The 18,059-nt window shown below is 70.6% G+C and carries 17 protein-coding genes; 14 read left to right on the top strand and 3 right to left on the bottom strand.

Annotated features, from left to right (window positions below; all coding sequences use genetic code 11):
- Positions 1-3: 3 nt before the first annotated feature.
- The 12 genes from rsmI (at position 4) to VGZ23_19500 (ending at position 12,980) form a co-directional block, all read left to right on the top strand.
- Positions 4-885 (top strand): 16S rRNA (cytidine(1402)-2'-O)-methyltransferase, encoded by an 882-nt coding sequence (gene rsmI, locus VGZ23_19555; GenBank protein HEV2359792.1) that lies wholly within the window; start codon positions 4-6, stop codon positions 883-885.
- Complete coding sequence (locus VGZ23_19550) at positions 882-2,075, top strand: dihydrodipicolinate synthase family protein (GenBank protein ID HEV2359791.1); 1,194 nt, start codon at positions 882-884, stop codon at positions 2,073-2,075. The genes rsmI and VGZ23_19550 overlap by 4 nt, the downstream gene beginning before the upstream one ends.
- On the top strand, positions 2,072-3,367 hold the full coding sequence (locus VGZ23_19545) for a homoserine dehydrogenase (protein HEV2359790.1): 1,296 nt from the start codon (positions 2,072-2,074) through the stop codon (positions 3,365-3,367). Before VGZ23_19550 ends, VGZ23_19545 begins: the two co-directional genes overlap by 4 nt.
- Before the next feature lie 54 nt (positions 3,368-3,421).
- Positions 3,422-4,525 (top strand): threonine synthase, encoded by a 1,104-nt coding sequence (thrC, locus tag VGZ23_19540; protein ID HEV2359789.1) that lies wholly within the window; start codon positions 3,422-3,424, stop codon positions 4,523-4,525.
- A 40-nt stretch (positions 4,526-4,565) separates the two neighbouring features.
- Complete coding sequence (thrB, locus tag VGZ23_19535; GenBank protein ID HEV2359788.1) at positions 4,566-5,483, top strand: homoserine kinase; 918 nt, start codon at positions 4,566-4,568, stop codon at positions 5,481-5,483.
- Positions 5,480-6,697: an aspartate kinase gene (locus VGZ23_19530; protein HEV2359787.1), complete on the top strand. Its 1,218-nt coding sequence runs from the start codon at positions 5,480-5,482 to the stop codon at positions 6,695-6,697. Before thrB ends, VGZ23_19530 begins: the two co-directional genes overlap by 4 nt.
- 184 nt (positions 6,698-6,881) lie before the next feature.
- Positions 6,882-7,688: a GntR family transcriptional regulator gene (locus tag VGZ23_19525; protein ID HEV2359786.1), complete on the top strand. Its 807-nt coding sequence runs from the start codon at positions 6,882-6,884 to the stop codon at positions 7,686-7,688.
- Between the two features lie 13 nt (positions 7,689-7,701).
- On the top strand, positions 7,702-9,111 hold the full coding sequence (locus tag VGZ23_19520; GenBank protein ID HEV2359785.1) for an acyclic terpene utilization AtuA family protein: 1,410 nt from the start codon (positions 7,702-7,704) through the stop codon (positions 9,109-9,111).
- Positions 9,108-9,431, top strand: coding sequence for a DUF4387 domain-containing protein (locus VGZ23_19515; protein HEV2359784.1), 324 nt, complete (start codon positions 9,108-9,110; stop codon positions 9,429-9,431). The genes VGZ23_19520 and VGZ23_19515 overlap by 4 nt, the downstream gene beginning before the upstream one ends.
- A gap of 75 nt (positions 9,432-9,506) precedes the next feature.
- Positions 9,507-11,024 (top strand): ABC transporter substrate-binding protein, encoded by a 1,518-nt coding sequence (locus VGZ23_19510; GenBank protein HEV2359783.1) that lies wholly within the window; start codon positions 9,507-9,509, stop codon positions 11,022-11,024.
- 31 nt (positions 11,025-11,055) lie between these two features.
- Positions 11,056-12,066, top strand: a complete 1,011-nt coding sequence (locus VGZ23_19505; protein HEV2359782.1) for an ABC transporter permease — start codon at positions 11,056-11,058, stop codon at positions 12,064-12,066.
- Positions 12,063-12,980 (top strand): ABC transporter permease, encoded by a 918-nt coding sequence (locus tag VGZ23_19500; GenBank protein ID HEV2359781.1) that lies wholly within the window; start codon positions 12,063-12,065, stop codon positions 12,978-12,980. The genes VGZ23_19505 and VGZ23_19500 overlap by 4 nt, the downstream gene beginning before the upstream one ends.
- Here the strand turns inward: VGZ23_19500 and VGZ23_19495 are convergent.
- Positions 12,977-14,170: an amidohydrolase/deacetylase family metallohydrolase gene (locus VGZ23_19495; GenBank protein ID HEV2359780.1), complete on the bottom strand. Its 1,194-nt coding sequence runs from the start codon at positions 14,168-14,170 to the stop codon at positions 12,977-12,979. The genes VGZ23_19500 and VGZ23_19495 overlap by 4 nt on opposite strands.
- Positions 14,171-14,677: 507 nt before the next feature.
- Here VGZ23_19495 and metG point away from each other — a divergent pair.
- Both metG and VGZ23_19485 read left to right on the top strand, forming a co-directional pair.
- On the top strand, positions 14,678-16,684 hold the full coding sequence (metG, locus tag VGZ23_19490; GenBank protein ID HEV2359779.1) for a methionine--tRNA ligase: 2,007 nt from the start codon (positions 14,678-14,680) through the stop codon (positions 16,682-16,684).
- Positions 16,685-16,749: 65 nt separating this feature from the next.
- Complete coding sequence (locus VGZ23_19485; protein HEV2359778.1) at positions 16,750-17,163, top strand: hypothetical protein; 414 nt, start codon at positions 16,750-16,752, stop codon at positions 17,161-17,163.
- Between the two features lie 30 nt (positions 17,164-17,193).
- Here VGZ23_19485 and VGZ23_19480 read toward each other — a convergent pair whose 3' ends face one another.
- Positions 17,194-17,442, bottom strand: coding sequence for a hypothetical protein (locus VGZ23_19480; protein HEV2359777.1), 249 nt, complete (start codon positions 17,440-17,442; stop codon positions 17,194-17,196).
- A 57-nt stretch (positions 17,443-17,499) separates the two neighbouring features.
- Positions 17,500-18,059, bottom strand: a 560-nt coding sequence (locus tag VGZ23_19475) for a type II secretion system F family protein (protein HEV2359776.1), incomplete at its 5' end; no start/stop codon positions are given.

Below are 18,059 nucleotides of genomic sequence, written 5' to 3'. Positions count from 1 at the left end.
GGCGTGACGCCAGGCCGGACAGGGACGCTTTACCTCGTCGCGACCCCGATCGGCAACCTCGAGGACATCTCGCTTCGTGCGCTTCGCGTTCTCCGTGATGCCGCGGTGATCGCCGCGGAGGACACCCGGCATACGCGCAAGTTGCTCGCGCATCACCGCATTCCGGCCCGTCTCGTCAGCCTGCACGAGCACAACGAGCGGGCGCGCACCCCCGCGCTCGTCCGGCGTCTGCTGGACGGAGACTCGATCGCCGTGGTCTCCGACGCCGGCACGCCCGGGCTCAGCGATCCCGGGACGACGCTCGTGCGGGCCGCCGCGGACGCCGGCGTGCCGGTGGTGCCGGTGCCCGGCCCCAGCGCCGCGCTCGCCGCGCTGGTCGCCTCGGGACTCGCGACCCAGCCCGCCACGTTCGTGGGATTTCTTCCGCCGGACCGCGCGGCGCGCCGTCGCGCGCTCGCGACGCTCCGCGACCTGCCCCACACCCTCGTGCTGTTCGAATCCCCCCACCGGGTGCGCGAGACGCTCGAAGACTTAAAGGAGGCGTTCGGCGACCGCCGGATCGCGGTCGCGCGCGAGTTGACCAAGGTGCACGAAGAGGTGTACCGGGCGACGCTCGACGAAGCCGTCCGGCGCTTTTCCGCCCACGCGCCGCGTGGGGAATTCACGCTCGTCATCGAAGGAGCGCCGGACCGGGGTCCCACTGGGGTGGACGCCGACGCCGCGGCGGACGCCGCGCGCGAGACGGCGCGCGCCGTGCTGCGCCGGGCCGCCGCCGAAGGACGCCCGGGCCAGGAGTCGGTGCGGCGCGCGGTGGAAGCGACGGGCCTCAGACGCAACGAAGTGTACCGGCTGTGGCTCACGGTCAGGCAGGAGGCGGAGCGATGAAGGCCATCCATACCGCCGGCGATGAGGTCGAGGCGCTGATGCTCCAGGGTCTATTGGAGCAGGCCGGCATTCCGGTCGTCCTCCGCTCCAGGCAGGTGCCGGGCTACGGGCAGGTCCTGGAAAAGGCGACCGGCGTCTGGGGGGACCTGCTCGTCCCGGACGAACGGGCCGGCGACGCCGAAGCGCTCGTGCACGAGTTTCTTGCCGCCCAGCGGCGGCCGGCCGCCGACCCGGGTAGCGCCGCCGGGAAGGGCGTCGCGGGGATCGTCGTCCCGATCCCCACGCTCTTTGACGAGCGGGGCCGGATCGACGAGGACGCCAACGTCCGGCACGTCGAGTGGCTCATCGCGCACGGCGTGCACGGGCTCCTGGCGCTCGGCACGACCGGAGAGTTCACCTCGCTGTCGCGCGAGGAGCGGCGCGCGCTCGCCGAGCTCGTCGTGCGCACCGCGCGCGGCCGCGTCCCGGTGCTCGTGGGATGCGGGAGTCCGTGGACCGAGGAAGCCGTCGCCTACGCCGAGCACGCGGAGGAGATCGGGGCGGCCGGCGCCGCCTGCGTCCTGCCGTATTACTGGATTGCCTCGGACCGGTCGATCCACGAGCACTTCCGGCTCCTGGCCGTGGGGACGCGCCTCCCAGTGTACATTTACAACTTCCCGGCGCTCACCGGCCGCAGCATCCCCGCGCGGGTGGTTTTGAAATTGGCCCAGGACCACGCCAACATCGCCGGGATCAAAGACACGATCGACAGCATCGCCCACATCCAGGAGATCATCGCCGCGGTGCGGCCGGCGCGGCCCGACTTCGTCGTGCTGTGCGGCATGGACTACCATCTGCTCAACACCCTGCTGCTGGGCGGGGACGGCGCGGTGCCGGGCACGGCCAACTTCGCGCCCGATCCGCTGGTCGAAATCTACCGCGGCGTCGGGGACGGGCGCCTCGGCGACGCCGCCGAGCGCGCGCGGGCGCTCGCCGCGATCCCGCAGCTCTTTGCCGTGGACGCGCCGGCCTTCGTGGTCGTGAAGGAAGCGATGGTCATCGCCGGGCTGATCCGCCACGCGACGACCCGCCCGCCGGCGTTGCCGCTGACCGAGGACGAGCGGCGGTCGCTCCGGCGCGGGCTGTGGACGCTGGGCGTGGGCGCCGCCCGGCCTCGAGGCCCCGCGCAGACGGGGGGCGCCGCGCCGTGACCCGCCCGGAGGGGGTCGCCGTCGGCCTGCTCGGCTGCGGAACCGTGGGCGGCGCGGTCGTCCGGCTGCTCCGCACGAACGGCGCGGAGATCAGGCGCCGGACCGGGGCGACGCTGCGGCTCGCGCGCGTCGCGGTGGCGCGCCCCGACCGGCCCCGGGGCTTCGTCTTCGATCCCGGGGTCCTCACGGACGACGGGCCGGCGGTCGTCGCCGATCCGGCGATCGACGTCGTCGTCGAGGTCATCGGCGGGCTCGAGCCGGCGCGCACCCTGCTCCTCGACGCGATCGAGCACGGCAAGCACGTGGTCACGGCCAACAAGCAGCTGATTGCGCGGCACGGCCCGGAGCTCTTCGCCGCGGCCGCCCGGGCGGGCGTCGATCTGCGGCTCGAAGCGAGCGTGGGCGCCGGCGTGCCGGTGGTCCAGATGCTCAAGGAGTCGCTCGCCGCCAACCGCATCCAGGAAGTGACCGGCATCCTCAACGGCACCACGAACTACATCCTGACGCGGATGGCCGAAGGGGGCTCGGAGTTCGGCGGGGCGCTCGAGGACGCGCAGCGCCGGGGCTTCGCCGAGACCGATCCGACCGACGACGTCGAGGGCCACGACGCCGCGGCGAAACTGGCCATTCTGGCGATGATCGCGTTCCACACGCCGCTCCACGCCGACGACGTGTACCGGGAGGGCATCGCGCGCGTCACGGCGCAGGACATCCAGTACGCCGCCGAGCTCGGCTACGTGCTCAAGCTCCTGGCGATCGCGCGCGAGCACGAGGGCCGCGTGGAAGCGCACGTCCACCCGGCGTTCCTGCCCCGCGCGCATCCGCTCGCCGCCGTGCGCAACGAGCTGAACGCCGTCTTCGTGCGCGGGGACGCCGCCGGCGAAGTGATGATCGTCGGCCGCGGCGCGGGCGGCGATCCCACGGCGAGCGCCGTCGTCGGGGATCTCGTCGACGTGGCGCGCAATCACGCCTCCGGAGGCCACGGCCGCGTCGGATGGGAGGCGCTCGAACCGCGCCCGCTGCGGCCGATGGACGACGTGGAGACGCCGTTCTACCTGCTGATGCAGGTGACGGACCGCCCCGGCGTGTTCGCCCGCATCGCGACGATCTTCGGCGAAGAAGGCGTCAGCATCTCGGCGATCTCGCAGAAGAGCCGCGGGACGAGCGCCGACATCGTGATGATCACCCACACGGCGCGGGAGGGCCAGATGCGGCGCGTGCTGCGGCGCATCGAAGCGCTCGAGGTCGTGAGCGCCGTCCGGAACGTCATCCGCGTGGTCGACGATGCGTAGCGCCGCGGGCCGGGCGGAGGCGAGGGGGCGGCGGGCCGGCGCGCCGGGCGGGCCGTGAGCCGGACGGTCTGGCGCGGGGTCATCGAGGAGTACCGCCGGTTCCTGCCGGTCGCGGACGGGACCCCGGTCGTGACGCTGCGGGAAGGCGATACCCCGCTGCTGCACGCCGAGCGGCTCGAGCGCCGCGTGCCGGGCACCACGATCTATCTCAAGAACGAAGGCGTCAATCCGACCGGGTCCTTCAAGGACCGCGGGATGACGCTCGCGATCACCAAGGCCGTCGAGGAGGGCAGCCGGGGCGTCATCTGCGCGAGCACCGGCAACACGTCGGCGTCGGCCGCGGCCTACGCCTCGCGCGCGGGCATCCAGTGCTTCGTCGTCGTGCCGGCCGGCGGCATCGCCCTCGGCAAGATCGTGCAGGCCCTGGCGCACGGCGCCCGCATCGTGTCGATCGAGGGCTCGTTCGACGAGGCCCTGCGCCTCGTCCGCGAGGGGGCGCCCCGGCTCCGGCTGACGTTGGTCAACTCGGTCAATCCCTACCGGATCGAAGGCCAGAAGACCGGCGCATTCGAGATCTGCGACGAGCTCGGCAAGGCACCCGACGTCGTGGCCATCCCGGTCGGCAACGCCGGCAACATCACGGCGTACTGGCGGGGTTTCGTGCAGTACCGCGCCCGCGATATCGTGGCCTCCCGGCCGGCGATGTGGGGATTCCAGGCCGCCGGCGCGGCGCCGCTCGTCCACGGCCGCCCCGTCGATCGTCCGGAGACCGTCGCCTCGGCGATCCGGATCGGCCGGCCGGCCTCGTGGGACGGCGCCGTGGCCGCGGTCAAGGAATCGGGCGGCGCCTTCGAGGCCGTCACGGATGAGGAACTTCTCGCCGCCCGGACGCTGCTCGCACAGGAGGAAGGCGTCTTCGTCGAGCCGGCGTCGGCGGCGCCGGTGGCCGGCGTCCTTCGGCGCGCGCGCGAGGGCCGGGTGCCGGACGGCATCGTCATTGTCTGCATCCTGACCGGACACGGGCTCAAAGATCCGGAAGCGGTGCTCAGAACGGAACGCCGGCCCGAGCCGGTGCCGGCGACGTTCGAGGCCATCGAGGGCGTCATCGGGGAGCCGCTTGTGGCCGGCGCGTCTGCGGCGCCTCGCGGACGTTCATGAACGAACACCTCGGGGGAGCGGCGCGACCGGTGGGCGTGCGGTGATCCGCGTCCGCGTGCCCGCCACCACATCGAACCTCGGGCCCGGGTTTGACGCGCTCGGCCTGGCCCTCCGCCTGCACAACACCGTCGAGTTGGACGCCGCGGAGACGCCGCGGATCGAGATTGACGGCGAAGGCGCGGAGACCCTGCCGCGCGATCCAACCCACCTCGCATATCGGGCCGCGCTCGCGGTCACCGAGCGGGTGCGCGGCCCGGAGCGGCCGGAGCGGCGGCCGATGCCGCGGGCGTTTCACCTGAAGCAGTACAACCGGATCCCGCTCGCGCGCGGACTCGGCAGCAGCGCCGCGGCCATCGCCGGCGGCGCGGCCGCGGCCAACGCCCTCCTCGGCGGTCCGCTCGACCGGCAGGCGCTGCTCGATCTCGCCGCCGGGATCGAGGGGCACCCGGACAACGTCGCCCCGGCGCTCGCCGGCGGGCTGGTCGCATGCGCGACGACGGAGGCGGGGAAAATCCGGTGGGTGCGCCTGATCCCCAGACGGTTGCGCGTGGTGATCGCGATCCCGGAATTTGCGGTCTCGACGGCGGACGCCCGGCGGCTCCTGCCGGAGGCGGTCCCGTTTCGCGACGCGGTCTTCAACCTGACGCGGACCGCGCTGCTCGTCTCGGCGCTGGTGGAGGGCCGGATGGATCTGCTCGACGAGGCGACGCGAGATCGCCTGCACCAACCGTACCGCGCCCGTCTCGTCCCGGGACTCGAGGCGGTGTTCGCGGCGGCGCGCGAGGCCGGCGCCCACGGCGTCGCCCTGAGCGGATCCGGTCCCACGGTGGTGGCGTTCGGTGGTGCGCCGGGGATCGGCGACGCGATGCGGCGGGCGTTCGAGACGGCGGGGGCGCCGTGCCGGGCCATCGACGCGGAGATCGACACGGACGGGACCGTCGTGGAGACGGCACCGTGAGCGTGGTCGTCCAAAAGTTCGGCGGCAGCTCCGTCGCCACGCCGGACCTGATCAAGCATGTGGCCGGCCGCGTCGCGGCGGCGCGGGACCGGGGCCACGACGTGGTGGTCGTGGTCTCCGCGCCCGGCGACACGACCGACGACCTCATCGCCATGGCGCGCCAGATCACGACGACCCCCGACGCGCGCGAGATGGACATGCTGCTCTCGACCGGCGAGCAGGTCTCGATCTCGCTGCTGGCCATGGCGCTGCAGACGCGCGGCTACCCGGCGGTGTCGCTGACCGGCGGGCAGGCGCAGATCCGCACCGAACCGGTCCACCTGCGGGCGCGCATTCTCCGCGTCGACCGCGGCCGCCTCGAGCGCGAACTGGCGGCCGGCCGCATCGTCATCGTGGCCGGGTTCCAGGGAACGACGGAAGCCGGGGAGATCACGACGCTGGGGCGGGGCGGCTCGGACACGACCGCGGTGGCCCTCGCGTCGGCGCTCGGCGCGGAGATCTGCCAGATCTATACGGACGTCGAAGGCGTCTTCACCGCGGACCCGCGCGTCGTGCCCACGGCGCGGAAACTCCGCGAGATCTCCTACGACGAGATGCTCGAGATGGCGAGTACCGGGGCGCTGGTGCTTCAGACGCGCGCGGCCGAGCTCGCCAAGCAGTACCAGGTACCGCTCGAGGTGCGCAGCACGTTCGTGGACCGGGGGGGAACGGTGGTGACGGACAACGCGAGTGAACGGCGCCGGCTGGTCACGGCGGTGACCCACGACCGCAACGTGGCCAAGATCGCGGCGACGGGGATCCAAGACAGACCCGGCATCGCCCACACGCTGTTTCAAGCGATCGCGGACCGCCACGTCAACGTCAACCTGATCATCCAGAGCGTTCCGAAGGCGCAGGGAGCGGACATCTCCTTCACCGTGGCGCGGACCGACATGACCGCCGCGGTCGAGGCCGCCCGCTCCGTCGCCGAGGAGATCGGCGCCCGGGATATTCTCGCGGACGACGGCGTCGCGATGGTGAGCCTCGTGGGGGCCGGGATGATCACCAACCCGGGGGTCGCGGCGCGGATGTTCGGCGCGCTGGCCCGGGGCGGCATCAACATCGAGCTGATCGCCACGTCGGAGATCAAGATCTCATGCGTGGTCCGCGCGGACGAGGTCGAGGCGGCGGTCCGGATCCTGCACGCCGAGTTCAAGATGGACGAAGAGGACTAACGTCCAGAGCCCGCCACGGTCACGAACGCACGAAACGCCTCGACAACGGCGGGATCGAATTTAGACTCCGATAGACCCATCAGATCCACTTGATGAGGCAGGGAAGCTAAGACGCCAGGGCGAATCCGATGTTGGTACGTACCACATAGCTATCAGGTATGAACCAGCGGGGAGTGGGAGTCGCGTGGCGCAGCGTCCGGACGTCGCGAGGCACGGGCGGAAGATGGGCCCGGGTGTCTACGCCCGAGGCCGCGGACCCCTCTACCGGCAGCTGCTCGGATCCATCAACGCCAGGATCCGCAAGGGCGATTGGGGCGCCGGCGGACAGCTGCCCTCAGAGCGCGATCTTTCCGAGCAGTTCGGTGTCAGCCGGTCGACGGTCCGGCAGGCCCTCGAGCATCTCGCGCGCGCGGGGCTGCTCAAGAAGATTCAAGGGCGCGGCACGTTCGTCGCGGCGCACGGGCCGATTACCCAGCCCCTCGGACGAGTCACGGCCTTTCGCGAGGCGCTCGCCGCGCAGGGCATGATCCCGGGACTGCGTGTCGTGAGCCGGACGCAGGAGCCGGGCGATGTGGTGTTGAGCCGGCTGCTCGGTATCCCGCCGGACACACCGCTGCTGCATCTCGTGTGTCTCGGGCTCGGGGACGACGAGCCGCTCGCCATCTACCGGAGTTATTTCCCCGCCGCCAAGGCGGCGGAGACCGTTGAGATCTTTTGCCGGGCCGCGGCCTCCGGGAGGCCGCGGATGCTCTCGGAACTCTACGCGGAGCGCACGGGCCTCCCCGAGCTGCGGGCCGAGCAGACGTTTGAAGTGCGTCTCGCGACCGCCGAGGAGGCCGCGCTGCTCTCGCTCGACCGGCCCGCGGCGGTCTTCAACGTGACCTCGCTGATCTCGGCACCCGGCGGTGAGCCGGTAGAGTACCGCCGCACCGTGTACCGCGGCGACCGGTACAAGTTCAACATCGAGCGCTTGGCCCACATCGTGGCGTGATGGAGGCAGACGAATGGGTGGCAAGACACTGCGCTTTTTGGCCCCAAACGGGCATCTGGGCTTTGCGCCGCTCAGGCTCGGCAGCTTCGAATTGGGGGTGGCGGCCCACCCCGACTTCATCGTCTCGGACTCGGGCAGCGACGACATCGGGCCGGGCCCGCTCGGCTCCGACACCTGCACCAGCCCGAAGGAATGGCAGCGTCACGACCTCGAGCACATCCTGCTGGCGTCTCGGAGGCTCGGGGTGCCGATGCTGATCGGCTCCGCGGGCGACACCGGGTCGAACAGCCGGGTCGACATGTACGTCGAGATGATCCGCGAGATCGCCTCGCGCCGTCACCTCGCGCCCTTCCGCCTCGGCTACTTCTACTCGGAGGTCCCCAAGGATCTGGTGCGCCGGCGCATCGCCGCCGGCGAGACGGTCGCGGGGCTGAACGGCCGTGCCGACCTGACGCTCGCGGAGCTCGAGGCGACGGACCGGATCGTCGCGATGGCGGGGATCCACCCCTACAACACGCTGCTCGATCGGGGCGCCGATGTCATCATCGGCGGCCGCTCGAGCGACCTCGCGATCTGCGCCGGCCCGGCAATCAGCGCCGGCTTCCCCGAGGCGCTGTCCTATTATCTCGGCAAGGTGCTCGAGTGCGCCTCCTTCTGCGCCGAGCCCTACGGCGCCAAGGAAAGCGTGATCGGCGAGATTTCGATGGAGGACGTGAAGGTTACGGCGATGCACCCGGACCAGCGCTGCACAATCGCGTCGGTCGCCGGGCATGCGATGTACGAACGGTCGAACCCGTTCTTCGAGTACGCGCTCGGCGGTGAGCTCGACATGCGGGGGTGCCGGTACGAACAGTTCGACGCGCGTACGACGCGGATCACGGGCCCGGTCTGGAACCCGGCGGCCGAGCCGCGGGTCAAATTGGAAGGCGCCGGCAAGGTCGGAGAGCGCTACGTCGGCATCGCGGGAATCCGCGATCCCTACACGATCGCGAACATCGACGGCGTCATCGGCTGGGCACGTCACGCGGTCGAGGAAAAGTTCGGCACCGCCGGCTACGAGCTGCACTACCAGGTGTTCGGCCGCAACGGCGTCATGGGCGATCTCGAGCCCGTCCGGACGCCGGCGCACGAGCTCGGCCTTGTGGTCTACGGCGTGGCCCCCAGCAAGGAGATGGCCGAGGAAGTGTGCATGATCGGCACGCGCCAGCTCTTCTACGCGCGCCTGCCCGAGGTGAAGGGCACCGCCGGCGGCGTGGCGTTCCCGCTCGACGAAGTGCTGCCGGCCAGCGCGGCCTACCGGTGGACCGTGAACCATACGCTCCGGGTGAGCGATCCGCTCGAGCTGTTCCCGCTGCACTTGATCGACGTGGGAACAGGCACCCCCGCCGGACGCGGCGCCGGCGAGGCGGTGAGCCGGCGATGAAAACCGCCAAGCTCTCGAGCCTCGCCAAGGTCGTGCGCAGCAAGAACGCCGGGGTCGACAAGATCACCTTCGACATCATCTTCGCCGACCGGGACACCTACGAGCGCACGCTGAAGAGCGGCGCCGTGACCAAAGCGTCGGTCGCGCGCCTCTACGACATCCCGGAGACGCGCATCTCGGATTTCGTCGCGTTCGATCCCGGGTGCGCGATCAAGTTCACGGTGTACCGCAGCCGGCCGAGCGGCAGTCCCGGCGACCCGGACATCTTCGGGGCGCAGCAGTACGCGCCGCTCCTCGACCTCGAAGTGCCGCTCGACTGACCGGCCGGCGGCAGGCGGTATTTCTCCGCGAAGAATCCCTGCGCCGGCGCTGGGAGACACAACGGGGGGTGCGGGATGAAGAAACGGATCTCCGCCGTGCTGGCCACGGCGCTGCTCGGCGTCTCGCTCCTCGGCGGGACGCGCGGCGACGCGGCCCGGGCGCTGTCGTTCGTCCTGGACACGACGCCGAACCGAGCCACGGAAGCCCAGGCGATCGCCGCGCAACTGGGCCGGGCCGGGATCACCGCGCAGGTGCGCGCGTGGCAGCTGTCGGTGCTGATCGCGCAGGTCCGGGCCGGGCAGCGGGCCGCCTACACGACCGACTGGGGGAGCGCCTACTTCGATCCCTACGATCTCGCCGTGCCGAAGTTTGTGACCCAAGCACGCGGCAATTTCTCGTTCTACTCGAACCCCGCGGTGGATCACGACATGGCGGTGGCCTCCGGCACCCCGAACGACGCGCAGCGGCAGGCCGCGTACTACGACGCCCAGCGGAGGATCTACGCCGACGCGCCCTGGGCGTTCGGATACGTGCTGCAGAACATCGAGGCGCAGTCCTCCGCGGTGGCCGGTTGGGTCCCGGCGGCCGACAACAGCGAGACGATGTATCCGGCGAGCGTGCGGGGCGGCGATACGATCATCGTCGGCATGCGCAACGACTCGATCGCGCCGCTCGATCCGGGCATTCCCCCGAACGACCGGGAAGCGGTGCTGCGCAACATCTACGACGGACTGGTGGGCCACAGCCCGGACGGAAAGGTCGTCCCGCAGCTTGCCACGTCGTGGCGCAAGGTCGGGCCGGCGGTGTACGACTTCACGCTTCGTCCCGGCGTCAAATTCCAAAACGGTGATCCGGTCACCGCCGACGACGTCGTCTTCACGTTTCAGCGGGTGTTGACGCCCGGCGCGATCAGCGGCGTCTCCACCACGCGGAAGGATCTGCTCGGACCGATCCTCCGCGTGCAGAAACGGGACGACTCGCACGTGCGGTTCGTCTACGGCGCCTCGTTTCCGGAGGCGCTCATGCTGCAGTCGCTCGTCCACTTCCAGGTCGTGCCGCAGAAGTACACGCAGCAGGCCGGCGAGGCCGGATTCATCGCGAAGCCGGTCGGTGCCGGCCCGTTCCGGTTCGTGCGGGGCGCCCTCAACTCCGAGATCGTCCTCGAGCGTTACGACGGCTACTGGGCCGGCCCGGCGAAACTGCGGCAGGTCATCTTCCGGATGATCCCGGAGCCGTCCGGCCGGATCGCGGCGCTGCTGTCCGGCGAGGTGCAGATCATCCAGGAAGTACCGCCGGATCTCGTGGACCGCCTGAAGGCGAGCCCGAACGTGCAGGTGAAGACCGCCGAGGGCACGCGCTCCTACGAGATCGAGTTCAACACCAAGGCGGACCCGTTCACCGATCCGCGGGTGCGGCAGGCAGTGAACTACGCGATCAACTGGGCCCCGATCCTCCGCGACATCTACCACGGCTACGGGACGCGGCTCAGCACGGCGTTCCTGCCGAACGGCTTCGGGTACGACCCGTCGCTCAAACCGTATCCGTACGATCCGATGAAGGCGCGGGAACTCCTCAAGCAGGCGGGGTACTAAGACCCGCGCGCCGGGGCGCGCGGGTGCCGAAATGCGCTGGCTGAGAATCGTTCACCGGGTGCTGCTCGCCGTGCCCGTGGCGCTGGGCGTCGCCGTGCTGGCGTTCTTCTCGCTGCACCTGCTGCCCGGCGATCCGGTCGAGATCATGCTCGGCGATACGAACTCGAGCGCCGCGACGATCCGGGCGGCGCAGCACGAACTGCATCTCGACCAACCGCTGCCCGTCCAGTTGGAGCTGTTCTTTGCCCAGCTCGCGCGCGGCGATCTCGGCACTTCGATCGTCCAGCACCGGCCGGCGGCGGCGCTGATCGCCGGCGCGCTCCCGGCCACGATCGAACTCACCGCGGCGACGATCGTCATCGCGGTCCTGATCGCGGTCCCGATGGGCCTCGCGAGCGCGCTGCGGCCGCGCTCGTGGATCGATCGCGCGGTGCTCTCGACGTCGCTGCTCGGCGCAAGCATGCCGGCGTTCTGGTTCGGGCTGCTGCTGATTCTCTTCTTCGGGGTGAACGCGCGCCTCTTGCCGACGTCCGGACAGATCGACCCGACGATCGCCGTGCCGCCGGCGACCGGTTTTCTCCTCGTCGACGGCCTGCTCGCCGGAAGCGGCGCCGCGCTCGCGAGCGTGCTGCGCCACCTGCTCATGCCGGCGCTCACGCTGGGCGTGGTGTTCGCCGCGGTGCTCGCGCGGACGGTCCGCTCTTCCATGATCGAGGTGCTGCACCGCCGGTACGTGACGACGGCCCGCGCGAAGGGCCTCCCCGAGACCGCGGTCGTGATCAAGCACGCGCTGCGCAACGCGCTGATTCCCGCGATCACGGTCGCCGGGCTGCAGATCGGCGAACTGCTCGGCGGCAACATGATCGTCGAGACCGTGTTCGCGTGGCCGGGGCTCGGGCGCCTCGTCGTGAACTCGATCTTCGCCCGCGACTACGTGGTGGTCCAGGCGGCGGTGATGCTCTACGCGATCACCTACGTCGCCGCCAACCTGGCCGTCGACATCGCGTACACCGTGCTCGACCCGCAAATGGACGTGGCATGATGGGCGCCCGGCCGCTGCCCGCCGGCATGCCGCCGATCCTGTATCCCGTCCGGCGCCACGGTGTCCGCGCCTTGTCGTCGCTCCGGCGCGTCGTGCGGGGACTCGGCGCGGAGCCGGTCGGCGCCGCGGCGGCCGTGTTGATGCTCGTCTACGTGCTCGGCGCCGTCCTGGCGCCCGCGATCGCACCGTACAGTCCGGCGGTCACGGATCTCGCCGCGCGGCTCGCGCCGCCGTCGGCGGCCCACTGGTTCGGCACGGACGCGCTCGGCCGGGACGTGCTCTCCAGGACGATCTACGGCGCACGGGTGAGCCTGCTCGTCGGCGCGCTCACGGTCGGCATCTCCGCGGTGATCGGGACGGCGCTCGGCATGGCCGGCGCGTACTTCCGCGGCGCCCTCGACATGGTGGGCGCCCGGGTCGTCGAGCTGCTGCAGGCGTTCCCGTACCTGATCTTCGCGATCGCGATGATGGCGTTTCTCGGCCCGGGTTTCTGGAACCTGATTTGGGCGCTCGCGCTCAAAGGCTGGATCGAGTTCTACCGGCTCGCCCGCGGAGAGACGCTCGCGCAGTCGAACCGCGAGTACGTGGAGGCGGCGCGGGCGATGGGCTATCCGACTTCGTGGATCCTCGTGAGCGAGATCCTGCCCAACATCGTGAACACCGTGACGGTGGTGGCGCTCCTGCGGCTCGGCTACTTCATGGTGCTCGAGGCGTCGCTCTCGTTTCTCGGCGTCGGCATCCCGCCGAGCATCCCGGCCTGGGGGTCGATGATCAGCGACGGCCGCAGCGTGCTCTTCGTCGCCTGGTGGGTGAGCACCATTCCCGGACTCGCGCTCCTCGTGCTGGTGCTGGCCGTCAATCTCCTCGGCGAACGCATGCGCGAGATCCTGGACCCGCACACCCAGGGGCGTTAGCCCGGGTCGCCGGCTAGCCGACGTGGTGGTGATGATGGGACCCCGGCCGTCTCGCGGTACACATTGCCGCCGCGCACGACGGTCGTGGGCACGAGGCGCTGCCGGCCGGTCCGGACCTCGCCGTGGGAGTCCTCCAGCGCGAACTGTCCCTCCCGCAACTCGAAGGCGACCGCGTCGCCCCAGGCGCCTACGCGGAGCGTGCCGATTTGGCGTGCCATGCCCAGCGTCTGCGCCGGCGTGGCCGTCACCTTGCGAAGCGCATCTTCGAGCGGCAGGCCGAGGTGCAGGAACTTGCTGACGGTCGTGGCGAGGTCAAAAGCGGGGCCGTTGATGTTGTAGGCGTGCAGGTCGCTCGAGATCGTCTGCGGCTGCACGCCCTGGCGCATCGCGCGCTCCGCGACCTGCCAGCTGAAGCTGCCGCGTCCGTGGCCCACGTCCAAGATCACTCCACGCTCCATCGCCGCGTGCACCGACCGGCGGACCCTGCCGCCGTCGTCCAGGATGCCGTGCGATAGGCCGTGGAAGCAATGCGTCAGCATGTCGCCGCCGCGCATCACCGCGAGGATATCGTCGAGCGACTCGCACCACGCCTCCTGCGGGTGCACCATGATCGGCAGGTGCACGGCGTCGGCCGCGTCCCGGGCCAGGTACAGCGGCTCCATGCCGGCGGCCCGGCTCACGATCTGGTTCCGGGTCAGGCGCACCTTGATGCCGAGGATGACGTCGCGGTGCTGCTCGATCGTTGCGACCGCCTTGGGCACGCTCGCGTACCGGAGGTCGTCGAGCTCGCCCACGGCGGCGCTCAGCATGCCCATCGAGGAGATGTTGAGCCGCGCGAACAGCCGGGTCGCCGCGACGTCGATGACGTACTTGCGGAAGCCCGGGAAGGTATCGGCCCCCGCCGACCCGGCGTCGACCGCCGTTGTCACGCCCTTCGCGACGCAGTGCGGATCGGGCTCGACGCCGTAATGGCTCACGCCGGAGAAGACGTGCACGTGGAGATCGATCATCCCCGGCGCGACGAGAAGCCCCGCGCAGTCGACGGTCTCGGCCGCGTCGGCCGGCCGGAGCCCGGGGTCGACTGCGGCGACGTACCCGCCGGCAAACGCGACGTTGGTCGAGGCCCGCGTCCCCGCGGCCGGATCCAGGACGGTCCCCCCCGCAAGCAGCAGATCGTACCGTGCGGTCATGCGGCGGGTATCGCGGCGACCGCGGCCGCGCTTGCCCCCGGTGAGGAATGGAGTCCCATGCCGCCTTGTTCACCGGCGCGGAGGCATTGGTCCTCCGCCCGAGGTCATTGACAAGGCGCGGAGGTTCCGCGTAAAGTACAGGAAAAGCAATGACGGAGCGGGAGTACGTCCGCCCGCCGACCCGGACCCGCGGGACCGTACGCGGGCGAAGCGAGCCGGATCAGGTGCGAGCCGGCGGGGGCGGCGGACCGAACATGGCTCCGGAGCTGCCGGCCGAACCGCAGATCGGGACCGCTTGGGCGGGCTCGGTACGTGCGAACTAGGCGCGGACGCGGCGTTCGCGTGATAGGGCGGCGTTCTAGAGGCCCAGCCGTCATTCACTCACAACGGCCGGCCGAGGAACGGCCGAGGCCCGCCTCACGGCGGGCAAACGTGGGTGGTACCACGGAGGCACGCGCCTCTCGTCCCGGGGACGAGAGGTATTTTGTTTTGGCTCGGGGGTTGACCATGGCGACCTACTACATCACGACGCCTATTTACTACGTGAACGACGTGCCGCACATCGGGCACGCCTACACCACCATTGCCGCCGACGTGGCGGCGCGGTTCAAGCGGCTAGCCGGGTACGACGTGTTCTTTCTCACCGGGACGGACGAGCACGGCGTCAACATCGCGCGTGTGGCGGAGCGTCACCAGGTCTCGCCGCAAGAGTGGACCAACAAGATCGCCGGCGAGTTCCAGACCCTCTGGCGCCGCCTCAACATCTCGAACGACGACTTCATCCGCACGACCGAGCCGCGGCACGCCCGGGTCGTGCAGGCCGTCTTCACGCGCCTCTACGAGCAGGGCGACATTTACAAGGGAACCTACGAGGGTTGGTACTGCGCGCCGTGCGAAGCCTACTACGCGGAGACCGAGTTGGGGCCGGGCCGGACCTGTCCCATCCACACGACGCGCCCGGTCGAGTGGACGTCCGAGGAATCCTACCTCTTCCGGCTCTCGAATTACCGCGACTGGCTCCTGGACTACATCGAAACACAGCCGTCCGCGGTCGCGCCCGAGGGCCCGCGCAGCGAGGTCCTATCGCTGCTGCGGTCGGGGCTCAAGGACATCGCGGTGAGCCGCACCACGTTCACCTGGGGCATCCCCGTCCCGTTCGACCCCCGGCACGTGATCTACGTCTGGATCGACGCGCTCACGAACTACATCACCGCGGCCGGCTACCTCGAGGAGCCGGAGCGGTTCGCGCGGTACTGGCCCGCCAACGTGCATCTCGTCGGCAAAGAGATCGTCCGCTTCCACGCGGTGATCTGGCCGATCATTCTGCACGCGGCGGGGATCGCGGTGCCGAAGCAGACGTTTGCGCACGGGTGGCTGACGTTCGGAGGCCAGAAGTTCAGCAAGTCGCTCGGCACGGTGCTGGATCCCTACGCGCTGGCGCAGGAGCTCGCGGCCGAATCCGGGGCGGAGCTCGGCGTGGCCGTCGACGCGATCCGGTACTTCCTGCTCCGGGAGATCCCCTTCGGCGCCGACGGGGATTTTTCCAAGCCGGCGCTCGTCCACCGCTTCAACGCGGACCTCGCGAACGACTACGGCAATCTGTTGAACCGGACGCTGCCGCTCGTCGAGCGCCACTTCGAGGGCCGGATCCCGCCGCGCGGCAGCGAGACGGCCCCGGACGCCGCGCTGCGCGAGACCACCGCCGGGGTCGTCGCGCAGCTGGACGGCTTGATCGATCGTCTCGACTTTCGCGGCGCGCTCGAGGCGATCTGGGGGATCCTGGCCGCGGCGAACACCTACCTCGATCGCGAGGCGCCGTGGCGGGAGATCGGCGCCGGCCACGTCGAGCGCGCCGGCACCATCGTCTATAACACGCTCGAGGCCGGCCGGATCGCGACGGTGCTCCTCTCGCCGTGGCTGCCGGCCGCGGGGCAGCGGGCGTGGGAGCAACTGGGGCTCGAGTCGTCGCCCGCCGCGCAGCGTCTCCCCGCGACAGGCCGGTGGGGCGGGCTGCGGGCCGGGGCCCGGGTGCGGCCCGGTACGCCGATCTTTCCGAGGATCGAGACCAGGGCCGCGGCGAAATCGGAATCACCCGCGAACCGCAAGAGCACTACCGCGCCGGCGGCCCCACCGCCGGCGGCGGCGGGAGAGGCCGCGGGCACAGACGGGACGACGAGGGGGCACGCGGTGAACCAGATCACGATCGACGACTTCAAGAGGCTCGACCTCCGGATCGCGGAGATTCTCGAGGCCAAGGCCGTGGCGGGCGCGGACAAACTGCTGGAACTGCGGATCAAGATCGGCCCGGAGACGCGAACCCTCGCCGCCGGCATCGCGCCGTACTACCGCCCGGCCGACCTGGTCGGGCGCAAGATCGTCGTCGTCGCCAACCTTCAGCCGCGTAAAGTCCGCGGCGTGGAATCGCAGGGCATGCTGCTCGCGGCCAGCGACGGGGATCAGGTCATCCTTCTCACCCCGGAGAAGGACATCCCGAGCGGAGCCGCGGTGTCGTGAGCGCGCCGCGGGCAGTGTACACTAGGGTCGGTACCGCGTAGCGCACACACGGGGAGGGATCGTCCATGCCGGTTCGGCGCACGTTCGTGCTCGTGGCCCTGCTGCTCGGGACGTTTGTCGTGACCGGACTCGTGAGCCCGGCCCTGGCCGACCAGCGGGACATCTCCGTCGGCGGGGTCTTCATTTGCCGGCTCACGCACGATTCGGCGGGTGTGACCTCCTACGTCCGCGCGACGGAGGTCAACCGGCGCATCACACAGGTCCTGAGCACGCCCAAATTCCGGCAGGGCGCCGTCATCGCCGTGCGGCAATACGGAGCCTCCGCCATCATCACGGTGGGGGACATGCTGGTCTTTACCGTAACGCCGGAGGACGCCGCCGGCACGCCGGTGACCCCGATGCAGCTCGCGAAGCAGTGGGCGGGCCTGCTGGCCCAAGGGCTCAGCAGGGCGCTGCCGGACTCCACCTTCCACTTCTAACCGCTTGGGCCCGCCACGCCGCCGCTGGACTTAGCGGCCGAGGAGTCGGAGGACGGTCGGCGCGAACACGGCCAGGATCAATAAACCGATCATCCACCGAAATTGATCCTGCGTGGAGCTTCGAAGACTACGGATATCTCCGTGGATCTCCGTGTGAAGATCGCGAATCTCGCCGCGAAGCGCATGGATCTGCCCCTCGAGGGCCCCCAGGCGCTTGTCGATTTGCTCGTACGCGCCTTCCAGGTGCGCCATACGGACGTCGAAGGCATCGGCGGCCATCCCATAATCCTCCCGGGTCCATGATACCAAAGGCCGGCCGCTGCGACCGCCCGGGCGTCAGGGCAGCAGGCCGAGGAGTTGGGCGACCTTGATGGCGACCGGCCCCAAGCCGATCAAAAACACCACGGGAAAGAAAAACAAGACCAGCGGCAGCACGAGGTGCGTTGACAGCTTCTGCGCGGCTTCGCGCGCGCCGTGCAGCGCGACGCTCCGGGCGTGCGCCGCCTGGGCCTCGAAAACGTCGGCCAGCGGGGCGCCGATCCGCAGACTCTGCGCGACGGCGGCTGCCATCCCCGCGACTTCGTCGCCGGGGAAGCGGCGCGCGAGGTCCGCGAGCGCCTCCTCCGGCGTCCTGCCGACCGCGAGCTCGGCCAGGTATCCGCGAAACGCCTGACCGGCGACCCCGGTGGCGGACCGGGCATACTCTGCTACGGCGGCGTGCAGGCTCAGGCCGGCGCGCAGACAGAGGGCGAGCGTATCGAGCGCGTCGGGCAGCGCCCTCTGCAACGCCCGCGCATCTGCCGCACGGGAGCGGCGCGGCGGCCCGCCGTCCCGCGCGTCCCGGCGTCCCCCGCGCCGGGGCGCATCCGCGGCGATCTGCCGGCACTGGGCGCGCA

It is taken from the genome of bacterium, assembly GCA_035945995.1.
GTDB lineage: Bacteria > Sysuimicrobiota > Sysuimicrobiia > Sysuimicrobiales > Segetimicrobiaceae > DASSJF01.
The sequence above is the reverse complement of the archived record's forward strand: the minus strand, read 5'-3'. Positions and strand labels throughout refer to the sequence as shown.